Source organism: Azospirillum sp. OGB3 (genome assembly GCF_014192915.1).
Lineage (GTDB): Bacteria > Pseudomonadota > Alphaproteobacteria > Azospirillales > Azospirillaceae > Azospirillum.
This window is the reverse complement of the sequence record NZ_JACHYN010000022.1, coordinates 1-20,182: the sequence shown is the minus strand read 5'-3', so window position 1 is coordinate 20,182 and position 20,182 is coordinate 1. Positions and strand designations below refer to the sequence as shown.

18 protein-coding genes are annotated in these 20,182 nt (G+C 66.4%); 12 read left to right on the top strand and 6 right to left on the bottom strand.

Features of this window, described 5'->3' with window-relative positions:
- Window positions 1–150 precede the first annotated feature (150 nt).
- From FHW79_RS28295 to FHW79_RS28265, 7 genes are all read left to right on the top strand, one after another.
- Entirely contained in the window at window positions 151–957 is an 807-nt protein-coding gene (locus tag FHW79_RS28295) for a hypothetical protein (RefSeq protein ID WP_183181999.1), read from the top strand.
- 400 nt (window positions 958–1,357) lie between these two features.
- Window positions 1,358–2,263 (top strand): branched-chain amino acid ABC transporter permease LivH, encoded by a 906-nt coding sequence (locus FHW79_RS28290; RefSeq protein ID WP_183181998.1) that lies wholly within the window; start codon window positions 1,358–1,360, stop codon window positions 2,261–2,263.
- 4 nt (window positions 2,264–2,267) lie between these two features.
- Complete coding sequence (gene livM / locus FHW79_RS28285) at window positions 2,268–3,785, top strand: high-affinity branched-chain amino acid ABC transporter permease LivM (RefSeq protein WP_183181997.1); 1,518 nt, start codon at window positions 2,268–2,270, stop codon at window positions 3,783–3,785.
- A gap of 29 nt (window positions 3,786–3,814) precedes the next feature.
- Complete coding sequence (locus tag FHW79_RS28280; RefSeq protein WP_247884648.1) at window positions 3,815–4,684, top strand: ATP-binding cassette domain-containing protein; 870 nt, start codon at window positions 3,815–3,817, stop codon at window positions 4,682–4,684.
- Window positions 4,685–4,687: 3 nt separating this feature from the next.
- The gene (locus FHW79_RS28275) at window positions 4,688–5,398 is read left to right on the top strand and encodes an ABC transporter ATP-binding protein (RefSeq protein ID WP_014240352.1); all 711 of its coding nucleotides are present in this window, start codon (window positions 4,688–4,690) and stop codon (window positions 5,396–5,398) included.
- A complete protein-coding gene (locus tag FHW79_RS28270) occupies window positions 5,398–5,757 on the top strand; it encodes a DUF6867 family protein (protein ID WP_038527921.1) in 360 nt (119 codons plus the stop codon). The genes FHW79_RS28275 and FHW79_RS28270 overlap by 1 nt, the downstream gene beginning before the upstream one ends.
- 173 nt (window positions 5,758–5,930) lie before the next feature.
- A complete protein-coding gene (locus FHW79_RS28265) occupies window positions 5,931–7,031 on the top strand; it encodes a branched-chain amino acid ABC transporter substrate-binding protein (RefSeq protein ID WP_145690095.1) in 1,101 nt (366 codons plus the stop codon).
- 99 nt (window positions 7,032–7,130) lie between these two features.
- On the opposite strand, the gene FHW79_RS28260 is transcribed toward FHW79_RS28265, so the two are convergent.
- Window positions 7,131–7,472 (bottom strand): hypothetical protein, encoded by a 342-nt coding sequence (locus FHW79_RS28260; RefSeq protein WP_348984295.1) that lies wholly within the window; start codon window positions 7,470–7,472, stop codon window positions 7,131–7,133.
- A gap of 132 nt (window positions 7,473–7,604) precedes the next feature.
- On the opposite strand from FHW79_RS28260, the gene FHW79_RS28255 reads away from it, so the two are divergent.
- From FHW79_RS28255 to FHW79_RS28245, 3 genes are all read left to right on the top strand, one after another.
- Complete coding sequence (locus FHW79_RS28255) at window positions 7,605–7,820, top strand: hypothetical protein (RefSeq protein ID WP_183181995.1); 216 nt, start codon at window positions 7,605–7,607, stop codon at window positions 7,818–7,820.
- A 423-nt stretch (window positions 7,821–8,243) separates the two neighbouring features.
- Window positions 8,244–9,284, top strand: a complete 1,041-nt coding sequence (locus FHW79_RS28250) for an outer membrane beta-barrel protein (protein ID WP_183181994.1) — start codon at window positions 8,244–8,246, stop codon at window positions 9,282–9,284.
- Between the two features lie 273 nt (window positions 9,285–9,557).
- Window positions 9,558–10,202, top strand: a complete 645-nt coding sequence (locus FHW79_RS28245) for a response regulator transcription factor (RefSeq protein ID WP_183181993.1) — start codon at window positions 9,558–9,560, stop codon at window positions 10,200–10,202.
- On the opposite strand, the gene FHW79_RS28240 is transcribed toward FHW79_RS28245, so the two are convergent.
- Window positions 10,179–11,642 (bottom strand): ATP-binding protein, encoded by a 1,464-nt coding sequence (locus FHW79_RS28240; protein ID WP_183181992.1) that lies wholly within the window; start codon window positions 11,640–11,642, stop codon window positions 10,179–10,181. The two genes, FHW79_RS28245 and FHW79_RS28240, sit on opposite strands and share 24 nt — an antisense overlap.
- Before the next feature lie 157 nt (window positions 11,643–11,799).
- Between FHW79_RS28240 and FHW79_RS28235 the strand changes: the two genes are divergently transcribed.
- Both FHW79_RS28235 and FHW79_RS28230 read left to right on the top strand, forming a co-directional pair.
- The gene (locus FHW79_RS28235; RefSeq protein WP_183181991.1) at window positions 11,800–12,087 is read left to right on the top strand and encodes a 4Fe-4S dicluster domain-containing protein; all 288 of its coding nucleotides are present in this window, start codon (window positions 11,800–11,802) and stop codon (window positions 12,085–12,087) included.
- A 98-nt stretch (window positions 12,088–12,185) separates the two neighbouring features.
- Window positions 12,186–12,626 (top strand): DUF4383 domain-containing protein, encoded by a 441-nt coding sequence (locus tag FHW79_RS28230; protein ID WP_183181990.1) that lies wholly within the window; start codon window positions 12,186–12,188, stop codon window positions 12,624–12,626.
- Window positions 12,627–12,647: 21 nt separating this feature from the next.
- On the opposite strand, the gene FHW79_RS28225 is transcribed toward FHW79_RS28230, so the two are convergent.
- From FHW79_RS28225 to FHW79_RS28210, 4 genes are all read right to left on the bottom strand, one after another.
- Window positions 12,648–13,337 carry an RluA family pseudouridine synthase gene (locus tag FHW79_RS28225; protein ID WP_183181989.1) on the bottom strand — a complete coding sequence of 230 codons (690 nt, stop codon included), beginning with the start codon at window positions 13,335–13,337 and terminating at the stop codon, window positions 12,648–12,650.
- A 22-nt stretch (window positions 13,338–13,359) separates the two neighbouring features.
- Window positions 13,360–13,710 (bottom strand): hypothetical protein, encoded by a 351-nt coding sequence (locus FHW79_RS28220; protein ID WP_183181988.1) that lies wholly within the window; start codon window positions 13,708–13,710, stop codon window positions 13,360–13,362.
- Between the two features lie 105 nt (window positions 13,711–13,815).
- The gene (locus tag FHW79_RS28215) at window positions 13,816–15,450 is read right to left on the bottom strand and encodes a fumarate hydratase (protein WP_014240797.1); all 1,635 of its coding nucleotides are present in this window, start codon (window positions 15,448–15,450) and stop codon (window positions 13,816–13,818) included.
- Between the two features lie 238 nt (window positions 15,451–15,688).
- On the bottom strand, window positions 15,689–19,672 hold the full coding sequence (locus tag FHW79_RS28210; protein ID WP_183181987.1) for a Pls/PosA family non-ribosomal peptide synthetase: 3,984 nt from the start codon (window positions 19,670–19,672) through the stop codon (window positions 15,689–15,691).
- Between the last annotated feature and the right edge of the window lie 510 nt (window positions 19,673–20,182).

Sequence of the window (20,182 nt, the reverse complement as noted above, 5' to 3'; positions counted from 1 at the left end):
GGCGACAGCCGCGCCACAGGCTGGGACAAATGGTCTTTCGGCGGGCGATATGGGTTGACCGTCTGTCGGGATCTTGTAGAACCAGCGAAGGAGAGGGCGTGATCCGTCGGATTCCGCCCGTCAATCAGGGCCACCGGAGCCGGACCAACGATGAATCGCCAGCGCGCCGCCCACCGCATTCCTTCCTTCACCTTGCGCAGCGCCGCCGCCATCGGCCTCGCCGTTCTGTTCGCCGGCGCCGCGCTGCCGGCCGCCGCCAAGGAGGCGGCGAAGCCGGCTGAAAAGGCGGCTGCAAAGGCCACCGCGAAGCCGGCCGCCGCGAAAAGCACCGCAGCCAAGAGCACCGCGTCCAAGGCCACCGCGGCCAAGCCCGGCGCCTGCTACAGCCGTGCCGAGCACGCCGCGGAGCAGACCATCCGCATGCACACCGAGATGATGGTGGTCGGGCTGACCTGCATGCAGGTGAATCCGGAAAAGAAGCCCTTCAACCTGTACCAGGACTTCACGGTCAAGAACCGCTCGCTGATCTCCAACTCGGAAGCGTCGATGATCGACCATTTCCGCAAGAAGGGCGGCGGCAACGCGACGCGGCAGTTCGACATGTTCCGCACCGAACTGGCGAACGAGGTCAGCCGCCGCGCCGCGGTGATCGGCACCGGCCTCTATTGCGCCAACTTCGTTGACCGCTCCAAGGCGGCGATGGACCTGACGGCGGACGACATCCGCGTCCTGACCGGCGATGAAAAAAGCGCCGGCCTGATGCATTTGTCGTCAAAGCCGCTGTGCGATGTACAGGTCGTCAGCAACCCGGACGTGAACTACGACGTGGCCCAGGCCCCGGCCTCGCGCAGCGGCAGCGCGGCCGCCGCCGCCAAGTCCACCGGCAAGGCGACGGCCAAGGCCCCTGGAAAGCCCAAGGACCCGGCGAAAGCCCAGGTCGTCTCCGCCAAGCGCTGATCGGCCAATATCGGTGGTGATGCCGGAGGTCATAGGCGAACCGGCATCATGCATCGCAGCAGTGGCACAGTTGTTGCGAAGCCCTCTTCACCACAGTGAAGAGGGCTTTTTCATGCGGTGCATTCGTTATGGTAGAAGGCAAGCGCAAAGTTCACGGAACTGACATGAATCGATATTGCAAATTCTCGGAAAATTGGTATTACCGCAGATAGAGTGCGGGTTTGCCCTCTTGCTCTGTTGAGAGCCGCTGGGCTAACGTTCCGCTCACACAACAATCTTGGCCCCGCGCTCAAGAGCCCGGGTAAGCCAATTCGGGGAGTGGCACTTCACGTGACTGGTGTACGAGCGCGCTTGTCTCGCTCGCCGAAGCCTGCGCATCGCGCCGAGGCGAGGTAAGACAATGGAATACTTTCTTCAGCAGTTGATCAACGGCCTGTCGTTGGGTGCCATCTATGGCCTCATCGCGATCGGATACACGATGGTGTACGGCATCATCGGCATGATCAACTTCGCCCACGGCGAGATCTACATGATCGGCGCCTTCGTGGCCCTTATCACCTTCCTGGCCATCGGCAGCCTGGGAATCACCTGGGTTCCGCTGGCCCTTCTCATCATGCTGGTCGCATCGATGCTGTTCACCGCCGTCTACGGATGGACAGTGGAGCGCATCGCCTATCGCCCGCTGCGCAGCTCGCCGCGTCTGGCGCCGCTGATCTCGGCGATTGGCATGTCGATCTTCCTGCAGAACTACGTGCAGATCCTGCAGGGCGCCCGCAGCAAGCCGCTGCAACCGATCCTGCCGGGCAATCTGACCTTGATGGACGGTGCGGTGTCGGTCAGCTACGTGCGTCTGGCGACGATCGTCATCACGATCGCGCTGATGTACGGATTCACCCAGCTCATCACCCGCACCTCGCTCGGCCGCGCCCAGCGCGCCTGCGAGCAGGACAAGAAGATGGCCGGCCTGCTGGGCGTCAACGTCGACCGCGTCATCTCGCTGACCTTCGTCATGGGCGCCGCCCTGGCCGCGGTGGCGGGCATGATGGTTCTGCTGATCTACGGCGTGATCGACTTCTACATTGGCTTCCTGGCCGGCGTTAAGGCCTTCACCGCCGCGGTGCTCGGCGGCATCGGCTCGCTGCCGGGCGCGATGCTGGGCGGCGTGGTCATCGGCCTGATCGAAGCCTTCTGGTCGGGCTACATGGGCAGCGAATGGAAGGACGTGGCGACCTTCACGATCCTCGTGCTCGTCCTGATCTTCCGTCCGACCGGCCTGCTGGGCCGTCCGGAAATCGAGAAGGTGTGAGGCCATGACCGCGATTTCCCTGTCTTCGCCGCGGGCCATCGCCTGGCCCGCGATCCTGAAGGAGGCGGCGATGACCGCCTTCGTCGCCCTTCTCCTGACCATCCCGCTGGTCGGCCTGCGCACGGTGGACCGTCCCACCGGCCTTGGGCTGGAAACCCGCTGGGACGAGGTGGCCGCCGCCGTCGGTCTGGTTTTCCTCGGCCGGCTCGGCCTCTGCCTGATCCGCGAGGGCCACGCCGTCACCGTCCTGGTGCTGGCCGCGGCCGCCACCGCGGCGGGCTTCTTCATCGCCATGCCAACGGAGGCCCTGCGGGTCATCCTGATTGCCGGCGGTGCGGTCATCGCGATCCGCGCCATCCTGGCGATCCGCACCGGCCGCTCCAAGCTGTCGCAGGCGGAGCGCGACAAGCGGATGGACCACATCGCGGCGCAGGTGCAGCACGCCTCGCGTTGGCTCGGCCCGATCGCTGTCGTCGTGGCTCTGGCCTTCCCGTTCACGCCGCTGGCCGACCGCCAGTTGCTGGACATCGGCATCCTGCTGCTGACCTACATCATGCTGGGCTGGGGGCTGAACATCGTGGTCGGCCTCGCCGGCCTGCTCGACCTCGGCTATGTGGCCTTCTACGCGGTGGGTGCCTACTCCTACGCGCTGCTGGCCCATTATTTCGGCTTCAGCTTCTGGGTCTGCCTGCCGCTGGCCGGCTTCCTGGCGGCGATGTCGGGCGTTCTGCTGGGCTTCCCGGTCCTGCGCCTGCGCGGCGATTATTTCGCCATCGTGACGCTGGGCTTCGGTGAGATCATCCGGATCATCCTGATCAACTGGTACCAGTTCACCGGCGGCCCCAACGGCATCTCCGGCATTCCGCGCCCGAGCTTCTTCGGCATCGCCGACTTCACGCGGACCCCGGCGGAGGGCACGGCGGCCTTCCACGAGATGTTCGGCCTGGAGTTCAGCCCACTGCACCGGATCATCTTCCTTTATTACTTGATCCTGGTTCTGGCCCTGGTGGTGAACCTGTTCACCATGCGCGTCCGCAAGCTGCCGCTGGGCCGCGCCTGGGAAGCGCTGCGCGAGGACGACATCGCCTGCGCCTCTCTGGGCATCAACCGCACGAACATGAAGCTGGCGGCCTTCGCCATCGCGGCGATGTTCGGCGGCTTCGCCGGCTCCTTCTTCGCCACCCGCCAGGGCTTCATCAGCCCGGAAAGCTTCACCTTCATCGAATCGGCGATCATCCTCGCCATCGTGGTGCTGGGCGGCATGGGCAGCCAGATCGGCGTCGTCGTGGCGGCCCTGCTGGTCATCGGCCTGCCGGAGGCCTTCCGTGAACTGGCCGACTACCGCATGCTGGCGTTCGGCATGGGCATGGTGCTGATCATGCTGTGGCGTCCGCGCGGCCTGCTGGCCCACCGCGACCCGACCATCCTCCTGCACGGTCGTCCCAAGGGCGGCGGCGGCGGCCCCGCCGCGGGCACCGCCGCCGCCGGCGGCCAGGGCATCGCCGGGGGGAGCGCGAAGTGATGGAAGCGACTGTGATGACGGGTCATCCCATGACCACCACGCCCCTGCTGACGGTCGAACACCTCACCATGCGCTTCGGCGGGCTGGTGGCGGTCAACGACGTCTCCTTCGCGGCCAACAACGGCGAGATCACCGCGATCATCGGTCCGAACGGCGCCGGCAAGACCACGCTGTTCAACTGCATCACCGGCTTCTACACCCCCACGGTGGGCCGGCTGACGCTGCGCCACGCCGACGGCAAGGAGTTCCTGCTGGAACGGATGCCGGGCTACCGCATCTCGCAGAAGGCCAGCGTGGCCCGCACCTTCCAGAACATCCGCCTGTTCGGCGGCATGAGCGTCCTGGAGAACCTGATCGTCGCCCAGCACAACAAGCTGATCCGCGCGTCGGGCTTCTCCATCGCCGGCCTGCTCGGCCTGCCGTCCTACACCAGGACGGAGCGGGAGGCGGTCGATCTGGCCAAATACTGGCTGGACCGCGTCCGCCTTCTGGAGTTTGCGGACTGGGAAGCCGGCAATCTCCCCTACGGCGCCCAGCGCCGGCTGGAGATCGCCCGCGCCATGTGCACGGAACCGGTGATGCTTTGCCTGGACGAGCCGGCGGCGGGCCTGAACCCGCGCGAGTCGGGCGAACTGGCCGATCTGCTCACTTACATCCGCGACGAGCACAAGATCGGCGTCCTGCTGATCGAGCATGACATGAGCGTGGTGATGACCATTTCCGACCATGTCGTGGTGCTGGATTACGGACGGAAGATCTCCGACGGCGATCCGGCCTTCGTCAAGAACGACCCGGCGGTCATCCGCGCCTATCTGGGCGAGGAGGAGGACGAGGAGTTGCCGCCGGAAATCAAGGCCGACCTGCCGGAGGTCGCCAAGCGAGCCGAGGAAGGGGCCTGAGCCATGCTGAAGGTATCGGGCGTCCACACCTTCTACGGCGCCATCGAGGCGCTGAAGGGGGTCGACATCGAGATCGGGGCCGGCGAGATCGTTTCGCTGATCGGCGCCAACGGCGCCGGCAAGTCCACGCTTCTCATGACCATCTGCGGCAGTCCGCGCGCCCGCATGGGCCGGATCACCTTCGAAGGGCAGGACATCACGCAGATGCCCACCTACGAGCTGGTCCGCCTGGGCATCGCCCAGTCGCCGGAGGGCCGCCGGATCTTCCCGCGCATGAGCGTGCTGGAGAACCTGCAGATGGGCTCCATCACCGCCAAGCCGGGCAGCTTCGCCAACGAGTTGGAGCGGGTCCTGACCCTGTTCCCGCGCCTGAAGGAGCGGATCAGCCAGCGCGCCGGCACCATGTCGGGCGGCGAGCAGCAGATGCTGGCCATCGGCCGCGCGCTGATGAGCCAGCCGCGGCTGCTGCTTCTCGACGAGCCGTCGCTGGGCCTCGCCCCGCTGGTGGTGAAGCAGATCTTCCAGGCGGTGAAGGACATCAACCGCGAACAGAAGATGACCGTGTTCATGGTCGAGCAGAACGCCTTCCACGCGCTGAAGCTCGCCCACCGCGGTTATGTGATGGTCAACGGCAAGGTCACCATGTCGGGGACCGGCGCAGAACTGCTGGCGAACGAGGAAGTTCGCTCGGCCTATCTCGAGGGAGGTCACTGATGGACGGCGTTCTCGGGTCCTCCCTGCCGGTGTTCCTGGGCCTGACGGTCCTGGTGTTCGGCGGCTGCGGCGTTTTGACCGGCCAGACCCTCGCCGAGGGCTGGAAGCCGCTGTCGAGCGCCATCGCCTATTCCATCCTGCTGGGCTTGGGCGACCGGTTCCTTGTCTGGGGTCTGTTCGGCGGCCAGCTCCTGTCGGTGTACGGATTCGTGGTGCACACGCTGGTGATCGGCGCGATCACCCTGACCACGTACCGCATTTCGATGGCGCGCCGAATGGTGTCCCAGTATCCTTGGCTGTACGAGCGTTCGGGACCCTTCGGCTGGCGCGAACGCGTCGGCGGAACGCTCGCCGAATGATTGCGAATTCCATGGCTCCGATCATGACCAGGACGTGGGTGAAACTGTCGCACTTGGCGATGATCGGACTATAGTGGAACCTTGTCGGCACCGGCGCCCCCAGCCCTTGGGGGACCGGTGAAAAGGCCCCGGCGGGGCCGGCGTACGACTCATAACAGGGAGCCAACGAAACTATGAACTACAAGCTTTCCCTCCTCGTTGCGGTTGCGGCGACCGCTATGACCGCCTCGGTGGCGAAGGCCGACATCGCGGTGGCGACCGCCGGCCCGATCACCGGCCAGTACGCCACCTTCGGCGAGCAGATGAAGAAGGGCATCGAGCAGGCGGTCGCCGACATCAACGCCGCCGGCGGTGTCCTGGGCCAGAAGCTGAAGCTGGAAGTGGGCGACGACGCCTGCGACCCGAAGCAGGCCGTCGCCGTGGCGAACCAGCTCGCCAAGGCGGGCGTGAAGTTCGTCGCCGGCCACTTCTGCTCAGGCTCCTCGATCCCGGCCTCGCAGGTCTACGCCGAGGAAGGCGTCCTGCAGATCTCCCCGGCTTCGACCAACCCGAAGCTGACCGAGCAGAACCTGAAGAACGTCTTCCGCGTTTGCGGCCGCGACGACCAGCAGGGCCAGATTGCCGGCAAGTATCTGCTGGAAAACTACAAGGGCAAGAACGTCGCCATCCTGCACGACAAGTCGGCCTATGGTAAGGGTCTCGCCGACGAGACGCAGAAGGCGCTGAACGCCGGCGGCCAGAAGGAGAAGATCTACGAGGCCTACACGGCGGGTGAGAAGGACTATTCGGCGCTGGTGTCCAAGCTGAAGCAGGAAGCGGTCGACGTCGTCTATGTCGGCGGCTACCACACCGAGGCCGGGCTGCTGGCCCGCCAGATGAAGGATCAGGGCCTGAACGCCCCGATCGTGTCGGGCGACGCGCTGGTGACCAACGAGTACTGGGCCATCACCGGTCCGGCCGGCGAGAACACCATGATGACCTTCGGTCCGGACCCGCGCGAGATGCCGGAAGCCAAGGACGCCGTGGAGAAGTTCCGCAAGGCCGGTTATGAGCCGGAGGGCTACACCCTCTACACCTACGCCGCCCTGCAGATCTGGGCGGACGCGGTCAAGCAGGCCAACTCCACCGACGCCGCCAAGGTCGCCGAAGTTCTCCGCAAGGGCAACTACAGCACGGTGATCGGCAAGATCGGCTTCGATGCCAAGGGCGACGTGACCACCCCGGCCTATGTCTGGTACCGCTGGAACAACGGCCAGTACGCCCAGGTCAAGTAAACCGGTCGTACAATCCGTTCCCTTCGGGAAACGAAGTCGCGCAAAGGCTCGGCGGGAAACCGCCGGGCCTTTCGCTTGACGGGGTGTCCACCGGGCGGATCAGAGTGTGACGGTCTGCGCGGTCATCGAAGAAGGCATCGGTGCCGTCATCGGGGGCGCCTTCATCGGGGGTGACGTGGGAGGTGGTGCCAAAGCCGGGGAGCGCTCCGCCAGAAGCCTCTCCGAGGTCTGCATCACATCCCGCCAGAAGGCGGCAGCGCGCAGGTTGTTGGCAGCCGTGAGTTCGACGAGGCGGACGCGGCTGATGCGGATGGCGGACTCGCCAAGTTCTTCCACGAGGCGGGTCGCGAACAGGAGCACGTCGTGATCGATTTTCATGAGGGCATCAACACGCTTGGCGGAGAGTTTGTTCCGCAGGTGCGAAGGCGGTTGTTGCAGCACCGCTACATCCCGCCTCCGGTATGCGTGGCGCGCACAACGGACGCTCGCCAACCAGGGGCTTGTTGGTGTTTGAATGGTCCGCCGTATCCGCAGGGTTGGCGGGTTTGACGTTCAGGGTTTTGGAGATCGGATATGCGCAGAAAGCGCGAAGTCGTCGAAGGCCAGATGTTCCGCAAGTTGGGTCCCGGCGGCGGAATCTGGCAGGTGATCGCTGTCCGCAAGGATGGGCTGGGCACCCAGCACGCCCAACTGCAGCGGTCCGATGATCACAAAACTCTGAAAACCCTAGCGGTTTCCGCGCTGCTTGATCCCACCCAGTTCGAATCGGTCGCCGAACCGCAGGATTGAACGGGACGCCGGCGTCGGTTCCGCCGGTCTCTTATCAACGGTATCGTGGAAGCGCGCCCTGCCGAAGGTGGGGCGCTTTCGCATGCGTGGGATTGTTGGTTCTATCCGCATATGTATCTCAAAAGCCATGTCTTTAGCCCAAATGGATTAGGAAGAATTCGACAGACGATTGCTTCGCGTTCGAAGGAATATGAAGAGTGCGACGAACGTTCGGGTAATGCAGAAATGCAACATCTCTGTTCATCTTGTCGCAGAGCACTTGTGACGGCGGGTGGTTGCTGATATCTCGAAGTCATGACGTTTCAACCGCCGTACGGGACGCGGCGGGCTCGCCCGATGAAGGCTGGTGCCACCAGACGCACCGCTTTCCGAACGGTTCGCATCGACAGCCCCGGCAACGCCGTGCACAAAGGAAAGAATAAAATGACTCTGCGTGGGATTCTGCTCGGAACGGCGCTCGCGGCGATGCTGCCGACCGCCGCCATGGCCGCGACCGAGGGCTTCTACGTCGGCGCCGGCGCCGGCGTGAACTGGACGCGCGACGCCGATCTGCGCTTCGAAAACACCCCGACGGATGCCAGCACCAGCTTCAAGCTGGGCGGCATCGGCGACATCTCCGCCGGCTACGCGACCGCCGCCGGCCCGCGCGCCGAACTGGAGTTCGCATGGCGCTGGCGCAACGCGATCGACAGCACCGACAGCTCCAACGCGGCGGTGAACGGTCTGGGTGGAAAGGCCAGCTCGCTCGCCTTCATGGGCAACGTGCTGTACGACATCAACACCGGCACCGCCTTCACGCCCTACATCGGCGTCGGCGCCGGTATCGCCCAGGTCCGTCTGGATCTCGGCGGTTTCGATGACCGCGACTGGGTGTTCGCCTACCAGGGCATCGCCGGCGTGTCCTACGCCCTGAGCCAGAACCTGGCCCTGACGCTGGATTACCGCTACTTCGCGACGCTCGATCCGAAATTCGATCTCGGCGGCCCCCCGGGCCTCGCCAGCTCCACCGTCAAGGGCGAGTACCAGAACCACACCATCATGGCCGGCCTGCGCTACACCTTCGGCGCCCCGGCGGCCGCTCCCGCGGCGGCGCCCGTCGCTCCGGCGGCTCCGGTCCAGGCGCAGCCGCAGTCGGAGTATCTGGTGTTCTTCGACTGGGACAAGGCCAACATCACGGCGGCGTCCGACAAGATCATCGGCGATGCCGCCGCCTCCGCCGGTCAGGTGCGCGCCGTCAGCATCCATGTGGTCGGCCACACCGACACCTCGGGTTCGCCGGCCTACAACCAGCGGCTCTCGCTGCGCCGCGCCGACGCGGTGAAGAACGCGCTGGTCGGCAAGGGCGTTGCCGCCAACCAGATCACCGTCGAGGGCAAGGGCGAGACCCAGCTCCTGGTGAACACCGGTGCGAACGTCCGCGAACCATCGAACCGCCGCGCGCAAATCCTCATCCGCGTGCAGTGATCCGGCGAGCTGCCGGTCCCGTTCGGGGCCGGCCGGCACGGTCAAGATCGGGGAAGGGCGCCGCCGCTGCGGCGCCCTTTTCGCATCTGCGGCAGAAACACGCGCGGCATTGCGGAATCATGCATCAATTGTGGCATGAAACCTCCTGTCGGCGTATGAGGTTCATACCGGAAGCCGCACTTTGGTTTGAGATGACCGAGGCCGGCCCGGTCCCAGCGGACCCTGTCCCATTGGGTCGTTCCCACCAGCCGCCTCCGCCGAAGCAGGGTTGTCATGCAGGTATTGATCGCCGACGATCACTCCATCGTTCGCAGTGGCCTGACCCATCTGGTCGGCGAATTGAACGAACAGGCCAATGTTGCGGCGGCAACCAGCTTCGGCCAGTTGACCCAATTGCTGGACCAGGGACCTTACGACCTCGTCATCATGGACCTGCGCATGCCGGGCCTCGGTGGTCTGGACGATGTGGAGGCGGTGGTGAAGCGCGTGGCGCCGGTGCCGGTCGTCGTTTTCTCGATGATCGATTCGCCGGACGAGATGCGCGCCGTTCTGTCGCGCGGCGTGCGGGCCTTCATCCCGAAATCCACCGACGACGTGCTGGTCGTGAACATCCTGCGTCTGGTCATGGCCGGCGGGTCCTACGTGCCGCCGGTGCTCGGCATGCCGGGAATCGCCCAATCGCCCGTCGCCGCGAGGGTGCATGAGCCGAGCGTCTTCGACGGCATGACCCGCCGCCAGCTCGAGGTCCTCGATCTTCTGGCCCAGGGCCTGTCGAACCAGGAAATCGGGGAGCGTCTGGGGCTGAACCTGTCCACCGTCAAGACGCATGTCACCGGGGTGCTGAAGGCGCTCGGGGTGGGCAGCCGGACCCAGGCGGTGCTGCTGGTCAAGGAATCAGGCCGCGACCGTCTCGTGTAGGCTGCGGACCAGGGGAACCCCTACGGCGAACACCGTTCCGCGCCCCTCGACGGAGCGAAGCTCCAGCGGGTGGCCGAGCAGACGGGCGAGCCGGTCGACGATGGCCAAGCCCAGCCCGATCCCTTCGCTGCGGTCGCGGTCAGGCCGGTCGAGCTGGACGAACTCCTCGAAAATGCGGCGGCGGTCGGCCTCGGCGATGCCGCGCCCGGTGTCGTAGACCTCGATCCACACGGTGTGGCCGCGGCACCGGCAACCCATCAGCACGCCGCCCTGCTCGGTGTAGCGCACGGCGTTGGTCAGCAGGTTGCGCAGGATTCGCTCCAGCAGGAACGGGTCGGTCCGCACGGTGAGATCCGTCGGAACGACGCGCAGCCGCAGTCCCTTGTCCTCGGCGATCCCGGTGAATTCCGCTTCCAACTGGTCGAACAGGGCGGACAGGGCGACATCGGCGGGCTTCGGCTCGACCACCCCCGATTCCAGCTTCGAGATGTCCAGAATGGCGTTCAGCAGGTCGTGCATCGAGCGCTGGGCCAGACGCAAATCCTTCACCAGCGCCAGGGCGCGGGGCTTGTCGAGCTGCCGTTCCAGCATGCCGGTGAACATGTTGATCGCCTGGAGGGGCTGCTTCAGATCGTGCCCGGCATGGGCGAGGAAGCGCGACTTCGCCAGATGGGCCTGCTCCGCCGCCACCTTCGCCGTGTGCAGCTCGGCGGTGCGGGCGCGCACCTGGGCTTCCAGAGTGACGTTGGTCTGCTCCAGCGCCCGGGTCATGCGGGTGATGTCGGCGAACTGGCGCTGCACCTGCCGGACCATCGGGCGGAAGATCACCAGGACTTCGGCGCACAGCGTCAGCAGCGTCAGGATCAGGGCGGCGAAGCCCAGATTGTGCAGGGTGGCGAAGCCTTGCTCGCCCGCCTCCTGATAGCGCGCCACCATGTCCTCCAGTCCGGCCAGCAGCGGGCCGAGCGCCTGATGGGTGACGAGGTCGGCCTCGGGCATGTCGGGGGGCAGGCCGGCAGGGCCGGCGGCGATCACCGCGCGGAGCGCGGTGATGTGGCGGAGCACCAGATCGTTCAGCGGCTCCGGCCCGTCGAAATAGAGGCGCCGCACGTCCTTGCCCATGGCCGGGCCCTCATCGGCGCCCGTCAGGCGCCGGTGGGCGTTCTCGAACATGTCGGTCGCCTCGGCCAGCCGGATGGTCAGGACGCTGCGCTCGGCGTCGGTCGGGGCGTTGCGAAGCTGCTCCGCCAGCAACGCGGTGCGCTGGGACAGCATGCGCTGGCGGCCGGAGATGTTCACCACCTCCAGCATGTCGGCGTGCTGGTCGATGACCCGTTCGGTCATGACGAAGCCAGCCAGCGTGCACAGCGCGATCACCCCGAGCGCCAGCCCGTAGCGAAGCGTCATCCAGCGCGCCGTGGTGTTGCCGATGGGGACCATGCCGTCCGTCCTTCCGGTGCGGACCTTGACGACGATCAAGGCCGGGTGGTGCACGAAAGGTCAGTGTACCGCCATCGCCGACGCCCAGCATTCGCGAATGCAGCAAACGAATGCAACAAACTCCGGGCAGCGGATCAGCAAGGGGAGGGCAGCCACCATGGCGATCAGTCGCGCGGATCTGTTCCGGGGACGCCTCCACCCCAAGCCTGTTCCGTCCGAAGCGCCCCAGACGTTGGAGGCGCGCATCGGCGCGGCGTGCCTGTCCTACACCGGGACCGACTGCCGGATGTGCGGTGACCACTGCGACCGCGGCGCGATCCGTTTCCGCCCGCTGGGGCGCGGACGCTGGCTGCCGATCATCGAAGAGGGTGGTTGCACCGGTTGCGGCGACTGCTCGGCCGTGTGTCCGGTCAAGGCCGTGACCATGGAGGCGGTGACCGCCTGAGATCGCTGCCCGAGATTGCGGGCGGAATCTGGGAACGCTGTTTCTAAACCCTCTGTTGGTAAGTCGGATTCATCCCCTGTCTGCCAACGGAGAAACACATGTGGTGGCGCAACGTAACGCTGGTCTACGCCGCGGCCTTTACGGCGATCGGCATACTGGGCTTCATCCCGACCTTCCTGTCACCGCCCCCGGAAGGCATGACCCTTGCCGTCGAATCCTTCCACGGCTATCTGCTCGGGTTGTTCCCGGTGAACCTGCTGCACAACGTCGTGCATCTCCTGTTCGGCCTGTGGGGCTTCTTCGCCTATTTCTCCAGCCGTCTGGCCTCGCGCAGCTATCTGCGCAGCGTCGCCGTGGCCTACGCCGCCCTGACCGTTCTCGGCTTTATTCCGGGTCTGAACACGCTGTTCGGGCTGGTGCCGCTGCACGGCAACGACATCTGGCTGCACGCCGTCCTGGCCATCGTCGCCGGCTATGTGGGCTTCATGGTGCATGAGACGGAAACCGGCACGGAGAAGCGCGCGGAGTGGCGAGCCTGACGGCCCGGCGGCCCCTGGCCGTCAGGCCGGATCGTCTCCCGGAAATCCGCAGGTGGCGAGCGCCGCGCGCATGTGGGGCGGAACCGGCGCCACCGCGCCGACCGCCTCGCGGGAGGGGTAGAGTGGCAGCGAAATGGCCCGGGACTGAAGATGCAGCGGATGCCCCTCCGGTCCGCCATATTGCGGGTCGCCGAGCAGCGGGCAGCCCAGCGCCGTGGCGCAATGCACGCGGATCTGGTGCGTGCGCCCGGTGTGGGGCTTCAACTCCAGCCATGTCATGCCGTCGCCGCGTCCCAGCACCCGGTAGTCGGTGACGGCGCTTTGCCCGTCGTCGGCCACAACGATCCGCCAGCCGCCGGTTTTGTTGGTGACCTTCATCAAAGGCAGTTCGATGCGGCCCTGCTCCTCCGGCGGGGTGCCGGCGACGACCGCCCAGTAGGTCTTGTCGACCTTGCCGTCCTGGAACAGCTTGCCCAGCTTGCGCAGGGCCTTGGCGTGCCGTCCGAGGATCAGGCAGCCGGAGGTGTCGCGGTCGAGCCGGTGGGCAAGCCCCGGCGGCTTCGGAAAGCCGTAGCGCAGGGCGTCGAAATGGCGCTCGAGATTCGGGCCGCCACCCGGTCCGGCATGGACGGGCAGGCCGGCGGGCTTGTCGATGATGAGCATCAGCCCGTCGCGGTAGAGAACGCGGGCCTGGATTTGTTCGGGTGTCATGGTGCCTTAACGGACGAGGCTGTCAGTCTTCCTCATCCTCTTCGGGGGTCAAAGCGGCTTCGTCAACTGTTGTCAGCACGTCGGGCCGGATCGCGGCCAAGGCAAGCAGCACCGCCCGGACCGTTTCCGGGACGTGGGCATCACCCGCAACCTGAGCCACCAGCGCGTCGGTCACCGGTGGAGCGGCCGGGAGACGGCGGCGGATCGCGCGGATTTCCTTCTCGATGGCCTTGCGTTCCTCCGCCACATCGTTGGCGTAGTGCGTCTGGTGGCGCATCGAGAAATCGTGCAGGCGGCGGTTGACGATCACCTCCGCGGCGAATAGGGCGCGGCGCTGGGCATCGGTGATCTTGGCGGTCAGGTCGTCAGACATGGCAATCCTCAACGGAAGGCACCGGCCCTCACCGTGACCCTCCCCCGCTGTCGGCGGACCTTCGGTTTGCGCTGACGCGGGGGAGGGAGTTGAGATGTGCGGGTGTTACGCCAGCTTCAATTCCTTGAAGAAGTCGTTGCCCTTGTCATCGACGATGATGAAGGCCGGGAAGTCCTCGACCTCGATGCGCCAGATGGCTTCCATGCCGAGTTCCGGATACTCGACGCACTCCACCTTCTTGATGCAGTCCTGGGCGAGACGGGCCGCCGCCCCGCCGATGGAACCCAGATAGAAGCCGCCGTGAGTCTTGCAGGCCGCGGTCACCTCCGGGCTGCGGTTTCCCTTGGCCAGCATGACCATCGAGCCGCCCGCCGCCTGGAACTGCTCCACGAAGCTGTCCATGCGACCGGCGGTCGTCGGACCGAAGGAGCCCGAGGCATAACCTTCCGGGGTCTTGGCCGGGCCGGCGTAGTAGATGGGGTGGTTCTTGAAATAGTCTGGCAGCGGCTCGCCGGCGTCCAGCCGCGCGCGCAGCTTGGCGTGGGCGAGGTCGCGGGCGACGATCAGCGGACCGGTCAGCGACAGGCGGGTGCGGATTGGATACTGCTTCAGCGTCGCGAGAATCTCGCTCATCGGCTGGTTGAGATCGATCTTGACGACCTCGCCGGCCAGATCGCCGTCGGTGATCTCCGGCAGATACTTGGCCGGATCGGTCTCCAGCTGCTCCAGGAAGATGCCGTCCTTGGTGATCTTGCCCACCGCCTGACGGTCGGCCGAGCAGGACACGCCCACGCCGATCGGCATGGAGGCGCCGTGGCGCGGCAGGCGGATGACGCGGACGTCGTGGCAGAAGTACTTGCCGCCGAACTGCGCGCCGATGCCCATGGTCTGGGTCAGCTTGTGCACCTCGGCCTCCATGGCGAGGTCGCGGAAGGCATGCGCGTCCTCGCCGCCCTCGGTTGGCAGATTATCGAGGTAGCGGGCCGAGGCCAGCTTCACCGTCTTCAGATTCTGCTCTGCCGACAGGCCGCCGATGACGATGGCGAGGTGGTAGGGCGGGCAAGCCGATGTGCCGAGGTAGCGGATCTTGTCCTCAAGGAACTTCAGCAGCCGGTCCGGCGCCAGCACCGACGGGGTGGCCTGATGCAGGAAGGTCTTGTTGGCCGACCCGCCGCCCTTGGCCATGAACAGGAACTTGTAGGCGTCCTCGCCCTCCGCGTAGATCTCGACCTGGCCCGGCAGGTTGTTGCGGGTGTTCTTCTCCTCGTACATGGAGATCGGGGCGAGCTGGCTGTAGCGCAGGTTGCGCTTCAGATAGGCGTCGCGGGCGCCCTCCGACAGCGCGGCCTCGTCGCCGCCCTTGGTGAAGACGCGGCGGCCCTTCTTGCCCATGATGATGGCGGTGCCGGTGTCCTGGCACATCGGCAGCGTGCCGGCGGCGGCGATGTTGGCGTTCTTCAGCAGGTCCAGCGCCACGAACTTGTCGTTCGGCGAGGCTTCCGGATCGTCGAGGATCGCGCGGATCTGGCCCAGATGCCCCGGACGCAGCAGATGGTTGATGTCCTTGAAGGCCTCTTCGGCCAGCAGGCGCAGGCCCTCCGGCTCCACCTTCAGGATCTGCTCGCCGTCGAACTCGACGACCGAGACGTGATCCGAGGTCAGCTTGCGGTAGGTCGTGTCGTCCTTGGCCAGCGGAAACAGCGTCGCGGCGCCGCGGGCGGGGCTGATGTCATCGGGCATTCGGGGGGCTTCCTTCCTGTTCTTGGGTCACAGGCCCCGATGCGGCGCGCAGCAGCGCGCAAAAGGGCCAGGGCCACGCTCGCGCACCGTTATACACCCCTGCGCCCGCCGCACAACGGGAACGGAACGCCCTGCGGCGTTAAGGAATGGGTCTGACCTCGCCCCGGAAACGATGCGGCCCGGACCCATTGCCGAAGCGCTGGATGCCGGGCCGCAACACGTTAATAAGGACAAGGGCTTACGCAGCGCTCTTGAACTGTTCGTTCAACTCCGTCTGTCCTTCGACCACCGGCTCCGCCGGGGCGCCGGCCCATTCGGTGTGCGCCGGGATCTCCTCGCCCTTCATGACCAGGGTCAGCGGGCCGAGATGGGCGTAATCGCCGACGCTGGTGTCGTACAGCACGGTGGATCCCGCGCCGATGGTGACACCGCGCCCGACCTTCACGCAGCCGACCTTCATCACGCGGTCCTCGTAGAGGTGCGTCTGCAGGGCCGACAGCGCGTTCACCGCACTGTGGTCGCCGACCGACACACAGTCGAACTCGGTGATGTCGGTGGTGTCCATGAAGACGCCCTTGCCGAACTTGGTGCCGAACAGGCGCAGCACCCAGGGCAGCATCGGCGTGCCGCGCAGGTGGTCCAGCAGCACCTTGCCGGCGAGGCCCCAATAGAGCACCGCCACCGCTTCCGTCTTCATGGCCCACCAGGACCACATCGGCTTGACGGTCGGCGTGTAGCGGCCCATCAGCAGCCACTTCACCAGGATCACCACCGCCACCATGGCCACCGGAATGGCGACGCTGACCGCCAGGAACTGCGCCAGGAAGGCGCCGTAGCGCTGTTCCAGGATGGCCGGCGCGAACAGCTCGACCGCCAGCGTGCCGAAGGTGATGAACAGCATCGTCGGCATCGACAGGCTGAAGGCCTCGAACACCGCGCGGCCCAGGCGGCGGGCCTTGGACGGTTCGTAGGTCCAGTTGGCGCCGACCCCGTCGAAGCGCTGGCGCACCGGCAGCTTGATCGGCGGGCTGCCGAACCACGTCTCCCCGGCGGACATCGCCTCGTTGGCGGGCGGCTTCGACTTGATGCCGATCAGCGAGCCGGTGGGGATGCAAGCGCCCGCCGGAACCACCGCGTCGTTGCCGACGAACACGCGCGCCTCGGTCTTCACCGGCTTCAGGAACATCCAGCCGCGACGGATGTCCTCGTCGCCCAGAACCACCTCGTCGGCGATGAAGCACTTCTCACCGATCTCGACGAGGTCGTAGCGCCCGGCGAGGTTGGTGGAGATCTCCGCATCCTTGCCGATCCTGGCGCCCATCAGGCGGTACCACGCCCGCATGTAGACCGTGGCATAGAGCGAGCTGAGCGTGTCGAGCATCACCTCGGTGGACAGCGCCACCATCCATTTGCGCAGATAGAAGCCGCTGTGCACCGAGTAGGTGCCGGCCTCGACGCGCGGCAGGACGATCCAGCGCACGGCGGCGATCATGCAGACCGTCACCGCGACCAGCGCCATGGCGGTCGGCCAGGCGATCAGCGGCAGGTAATAGAGGTAGCTGACCCCGAAGACCGACCCCAGCACCCCGTCCAGATTGTCGAACAGGTAGAAGGCCGGGAAGATGGGCATCAGCGAGATCGGCGGCAGGGCCAGCAGCATCGCCGTGTAGAAGGCGGCGTTCAGCCCGCGGCGCAGCCGTCCGGCGGTCGCCGGGGCGGGCAGCTCCGCCCGGTCGACACTGCCGATGCGGCGAGCCGGCGAGCCGTCCCAACGCTCATAGGTGCCGGTCCGGGCGCCGGCGGGCAAGGCGGTCAGGTCGGCCAGTTCCGTGCCGGGACCGACCACCGCGTCCATGCCGATGACGCAGGAGGTGCCGACATAGGCGTCGGCGCCGATCTCCACCGCGCCGATGACAAGCTCGTTGCCGATCACTTCGGCGTTCGCCAGCTTCACCTTGCCGCCGATCGAGGCGCCGGCGCCGATGGTCACGAGGTCGATGGCCCCGGACTCGAACTCGCCGATCAGCGCCTCGTCGCCCACCTTGGCGCCAAGCGCGCGCAGGAGGACCCGCATGACCGGCGAGCCCTGGAACCATTTCAGATGGACGAGGCTGATGAAGCGCTGCGCCAGCCACCAGCGGTAATAATAGGCACCCCACAGCGGGTAGCGTCCAGGCTTCGTCCGCCCGATGACCAGCCACTTGGCCGCAACAGCGATCACCACCGTGGCCACGTTGATGGCCATGTAGACGCCGAGCAGCGTGGCGACTTCCTGGAGGAAATTCGCGTCCTCGCCGGACAGCAGCATGTAGCTGACGAAGACGCCGAGCCACTGCGCCGTCATCAGCGCCAGGATGAAGGGCAGGGCCGCCGCCTGCGCGGCGCCGCAGAGGAAACGGCGGAGCAGGGGTGGCGGCGTGAAAGAGCGGTCCTTGCGCTCCGCCCCTCCGCCGTTGCCGCCGCGCGGGGCGCGGGCGTCGAGCCGCTCGGCCATGGCGCGCAGGCTGCGGGCGCCGTAGACGTCCTGCAGGGTCAACCCATCGAGATGCCGGGTCTCCCGCACCGCCGACACGAACCGCGCGGCGAGCAGCGAATGTCCGCCCAGATCCATGAAGAAGTCGGCTTCCAGCGGCACCGCCTGACCGGGGAAGACTCGCTTGGCCGCCTCCAGCAGGGCGGCCTCCGTCGGGGTCTGCGGCTCGTCCTGCTCGCTGGGGCCGGCGTCGTCGGTCAGCGGCGCGGCCTGCAACGCCTTGCGGTCGGCCTTGCCGGAAGTCAGGCGGGGCAGGCGGTCCGTCACCTCGAAATGCGACGGCACCATGTAGCTCGGCAATCGGGCGCGCAAGCCGTCGCGCAGCGCCGCCTTGTCCAGCGCGGCGCCGGCCTGCGGCACCAGGAAGGCGACCAGCCGGTCCAGCCCGTTGTCGTTGCGCAGCACGACGGTGGCCTGGCTCACTCCGGTCATCCCGGTCAGCTTCGCCTCGATCTCGCCCAATTCCAGCCGGAAACCGCGGATCTTCACCTGATCGTCGATGCGGCCGTGGAACAGCAGGTTGCCGTTCGGATCGACGCTCACCGCGTCGCCCGAGCGGTAGAGCAGCGGGTCGTTGCCGTGGATGGCGAAGCTGTTGCGAATGAACTTCTCGGCGGTCAGGTCAGGGCGCCCCAGATACCCCTGGGCAACGCCCGGCCCGCCGATCAGCAACTCGCCCTGGGTGCCGGGGGCGACCAGCGCCATCGCCTCGTCCACCACATAGCAGCTGTAGTTCGGGATCGGCCGGCCGATGGTGACCGGCTCGTCCGGGCGCACCTCGGCCACGGTGGCGACGACGGTCGCCTCGGTCGGGCCATAGCTGTTGAAGATCGTCCGCCCCGGACGGCACCAGCGCGCGGCCACCGCGGGCGGGCAGGCCTCGCCGCCCAGGATGACGACGCGAAGGCTGGGCACGTCTTTGGGCAGCATGGCGAGCAGAGTCGGCACGGTGTCCAGCACGGTGATGCCGGCTTCGTTTAGAACGTCGGCCAGACGGTCGGCCTCGTCCAGCACCTGCCGGCTCGCCACCCAGAGGGTCGCACCGACCAGATAAGGAACGAAGATCTCTTCCAGCGACAGATCGAAGGCCACCGACGCGCCCTGGAACGCAACGTCGTCGCGGGTGATCCCGTAGACGCTGTTGGCGGCGCGCAGGTAGTGGCAGATGTTGGCGTGGCTGATGACGATGCCCTTGGGCTTGCCGGTCGAGCCCGAAGTGTAGATCGCGTAAGCCGGATGATCGCGGGTGACCCCATCCGCGCGCAGGTCGGGCGCACGCTCATCGTCCGAGGCCAACGCCTCCAGCGTCAAAGCGGGCACCGCGAGCCCGACCGCCTTGGACGCGGTCACGGCGTCCACCAGGATGGCCGGCGCGGCGCAATCGGCAAGGCTGGCCGCCACGCGTTCGACGGGCGCGTCGGCGTCGAAGGGCAGATAGGCTGCGCCGGCTTTCAGGATGCCGAGCAGGGCGACATGCAGGTCGAGCGACCGCGTCATCCACAGGCCGACGAAGCTCCCCGGACCGAAGCCGCGTGCGCGCAGCGCGTTGGCGACACGGTTCGCCCGAGCCTCCAGTTCCCCATAGCTGACGCGGCGCCCGTCGAACAGGATGGCGGTCCGCTCCGGCATTGCCCGCGCGGTGTCCGCGAAGAGGTCGGACAGCAGTTCGTCCCGAAGCAGTTCCGGCATCGCGCTGCCCCGCAGCACGCCGGAAACAGGAAGAGAGGGAAGGGGAGAGGAGAGTGCATCGTTCGAAGATTCGGACGAACGATGGCCGGCGCCCGGGGCTTCGACCAAGGTCGGCGTGCGAAGCAATGTCACGCTTGTCAGCCTTTTTAAAATGGTTCAGCGCAATCGCGGCGGTCGGACCTGTGTCTAATGGTCCCGGCGGTCGGCTGGCGGCTAGTTTCTGCCGTTTTGCAAACCTACCGGATTTTGGTTAACGAACCATTGATTACTGCCGCGCCCAAGCTGAGAGTCTCTCCAGCCGTTCGCCCGACTATGGCGCCTTCGACTTGGGTCGACCAATGAAAAGGGTGTCATGTGCATCGGGAGTGAGCGGCGGAAAAAATCGCCGGGGGATGAAAAAAGTGCTTGCCACCCTCGGGATACCCCGCATATAAAGCGCCTCCCGACGCGGTGGCCGCCAACGAGGCGCCGACGGGTCGGGAACACAAAAGACAGTCTGGCCCTGGCGGC

What these genes read in the sequence shown, in the direction of transcription:
- FHW79_RS28295 (WP_183181999.1), top strand. Translation starts at nt 151, where the DNA reads ATGAATCGCCAGCGCGCCGCCCACCGCATTCCTTCCTTCACCTTGCGC.
- FHW79_RS28290 (WP_183181998.1), top strand. Translation starts at nt 1,358, where the DNA reads ATGGAATACTTTCTTCAGCAGTTGATCAACGGCCTGTCGTTGGGTGCC.
- livM (WP_183181997.1), top strand. Translation starts at nt 2,268, where the DNA reads ATGACCGCGATTTCCCTGTCTTCGCCGCGGGCCATCGCCTGGCCCGCG.
- FHW79_RS28280 (WP_247884648.1), top strand. Translation starts at nt 3,815, where the DNA reads ATGACCACCACGCCCCTGCTGACGGTCGAACACCTCACCATGCGCTTC.
- FHW79_RS28275 (WP_014240352.1), top strand. Translation starts at nt 4,688, where the DNA reads ATGCTGAAGGTATCGGGCGTCCACACCTTCTACGGCGCCATCGAGGCG.
- FHW79_RS28270 (WP_038527921.1), top strand. Translation starts at nt 5,398, where the DNA reads ATGGACGGCGTTCTCGGGTCCTCCCTGCCGGTGTTCCTGGGCCTGACG.
- FHW79_RS28265 (WP_145690095.1), top strand. Translation starts at nt 5,931, where the DNA reads ATGAACTACAAGCTTTCCCTCCTCGTTGCGGTTGCGGCGACCGCTATG.
- FHW79_RS28255 (WP_183181995.1), top strand. Translation starts at nt 7,605, where the DNA reads ATGCGCAGAAAGCGCGAAGTCGTCGAAGGCCAGATGTTCCGCAAGTTG.
- FHW79_RS28250 (WP_183181994.1), top strand. Translation starts at nt 8,244, where the DNA reads ATGACTCTGCGTGGGATTCTGCTCGGAACGGCGCTCGCGGCGATGCTG.
- FHW79_RS28245 (WP_183181993.1), top strand. Translation starts at nt 9,558, where the DNA reads ATGCAGGTATTGATCGCCGACGATCACTCCATCGTTCGCAGTGGCCTG.
- FHW79_RS28240 (WP_183181992.1), bottom strand. Translation starts at nt 11,642, where the DNA reads ATGGTCCCCATCGGCAACACCACGGCGCGCTGGATGACGCTTCGCTAC.
- FHW79_RS28235 (WP_183181991.1), top strand. Translation starts at nt 11,800, where the DNA reads ATGGCGATCAGTCGCGCGGATCTGTTCCGGGGACGCCTCCACCCCAAG.
- FHW79_RS28230 (WP_183181990.1), top strand. Translation starts at nt 12,186, where the DNA reads ATGTGGTGGCGCAACGTAACGCTGGTCTACGCCGCGGCCTTTACGGCG.
- FHW79_RS28225 (WP_183181989.1), bottom strand. Translation starts at nt 13,337, where the DNA reads ATGACACCCGAACAAATCCAGGCCCGCGTTCTCTACCGCGACGGGCTG.
- FHW79_RS28220 (WP_183181988.1), bottom strand. Translation starts at nt 13,710, where the DNA reads ATGTCTGACGACCTGACCGCCAAGATCACCGATGCCCAGCGCCGCGCC.
- FHW79_RS28215 (WP_014240797.1), bottom strand. Translation starts at nt 15,450, where the DNA reads ATGCCCGATGACATCAGCCCCGCCCGCGGCGCCGCGACGCTGTTTCCG.
- FHW79_RS28210 (WP_183181987.1), bottom strand. Translation starts at nt 19,672, where the DNA reads ATGCCGGAACTGCTTCGGGACGAACTGCTGTCCGACCTCTTCGCGGAC.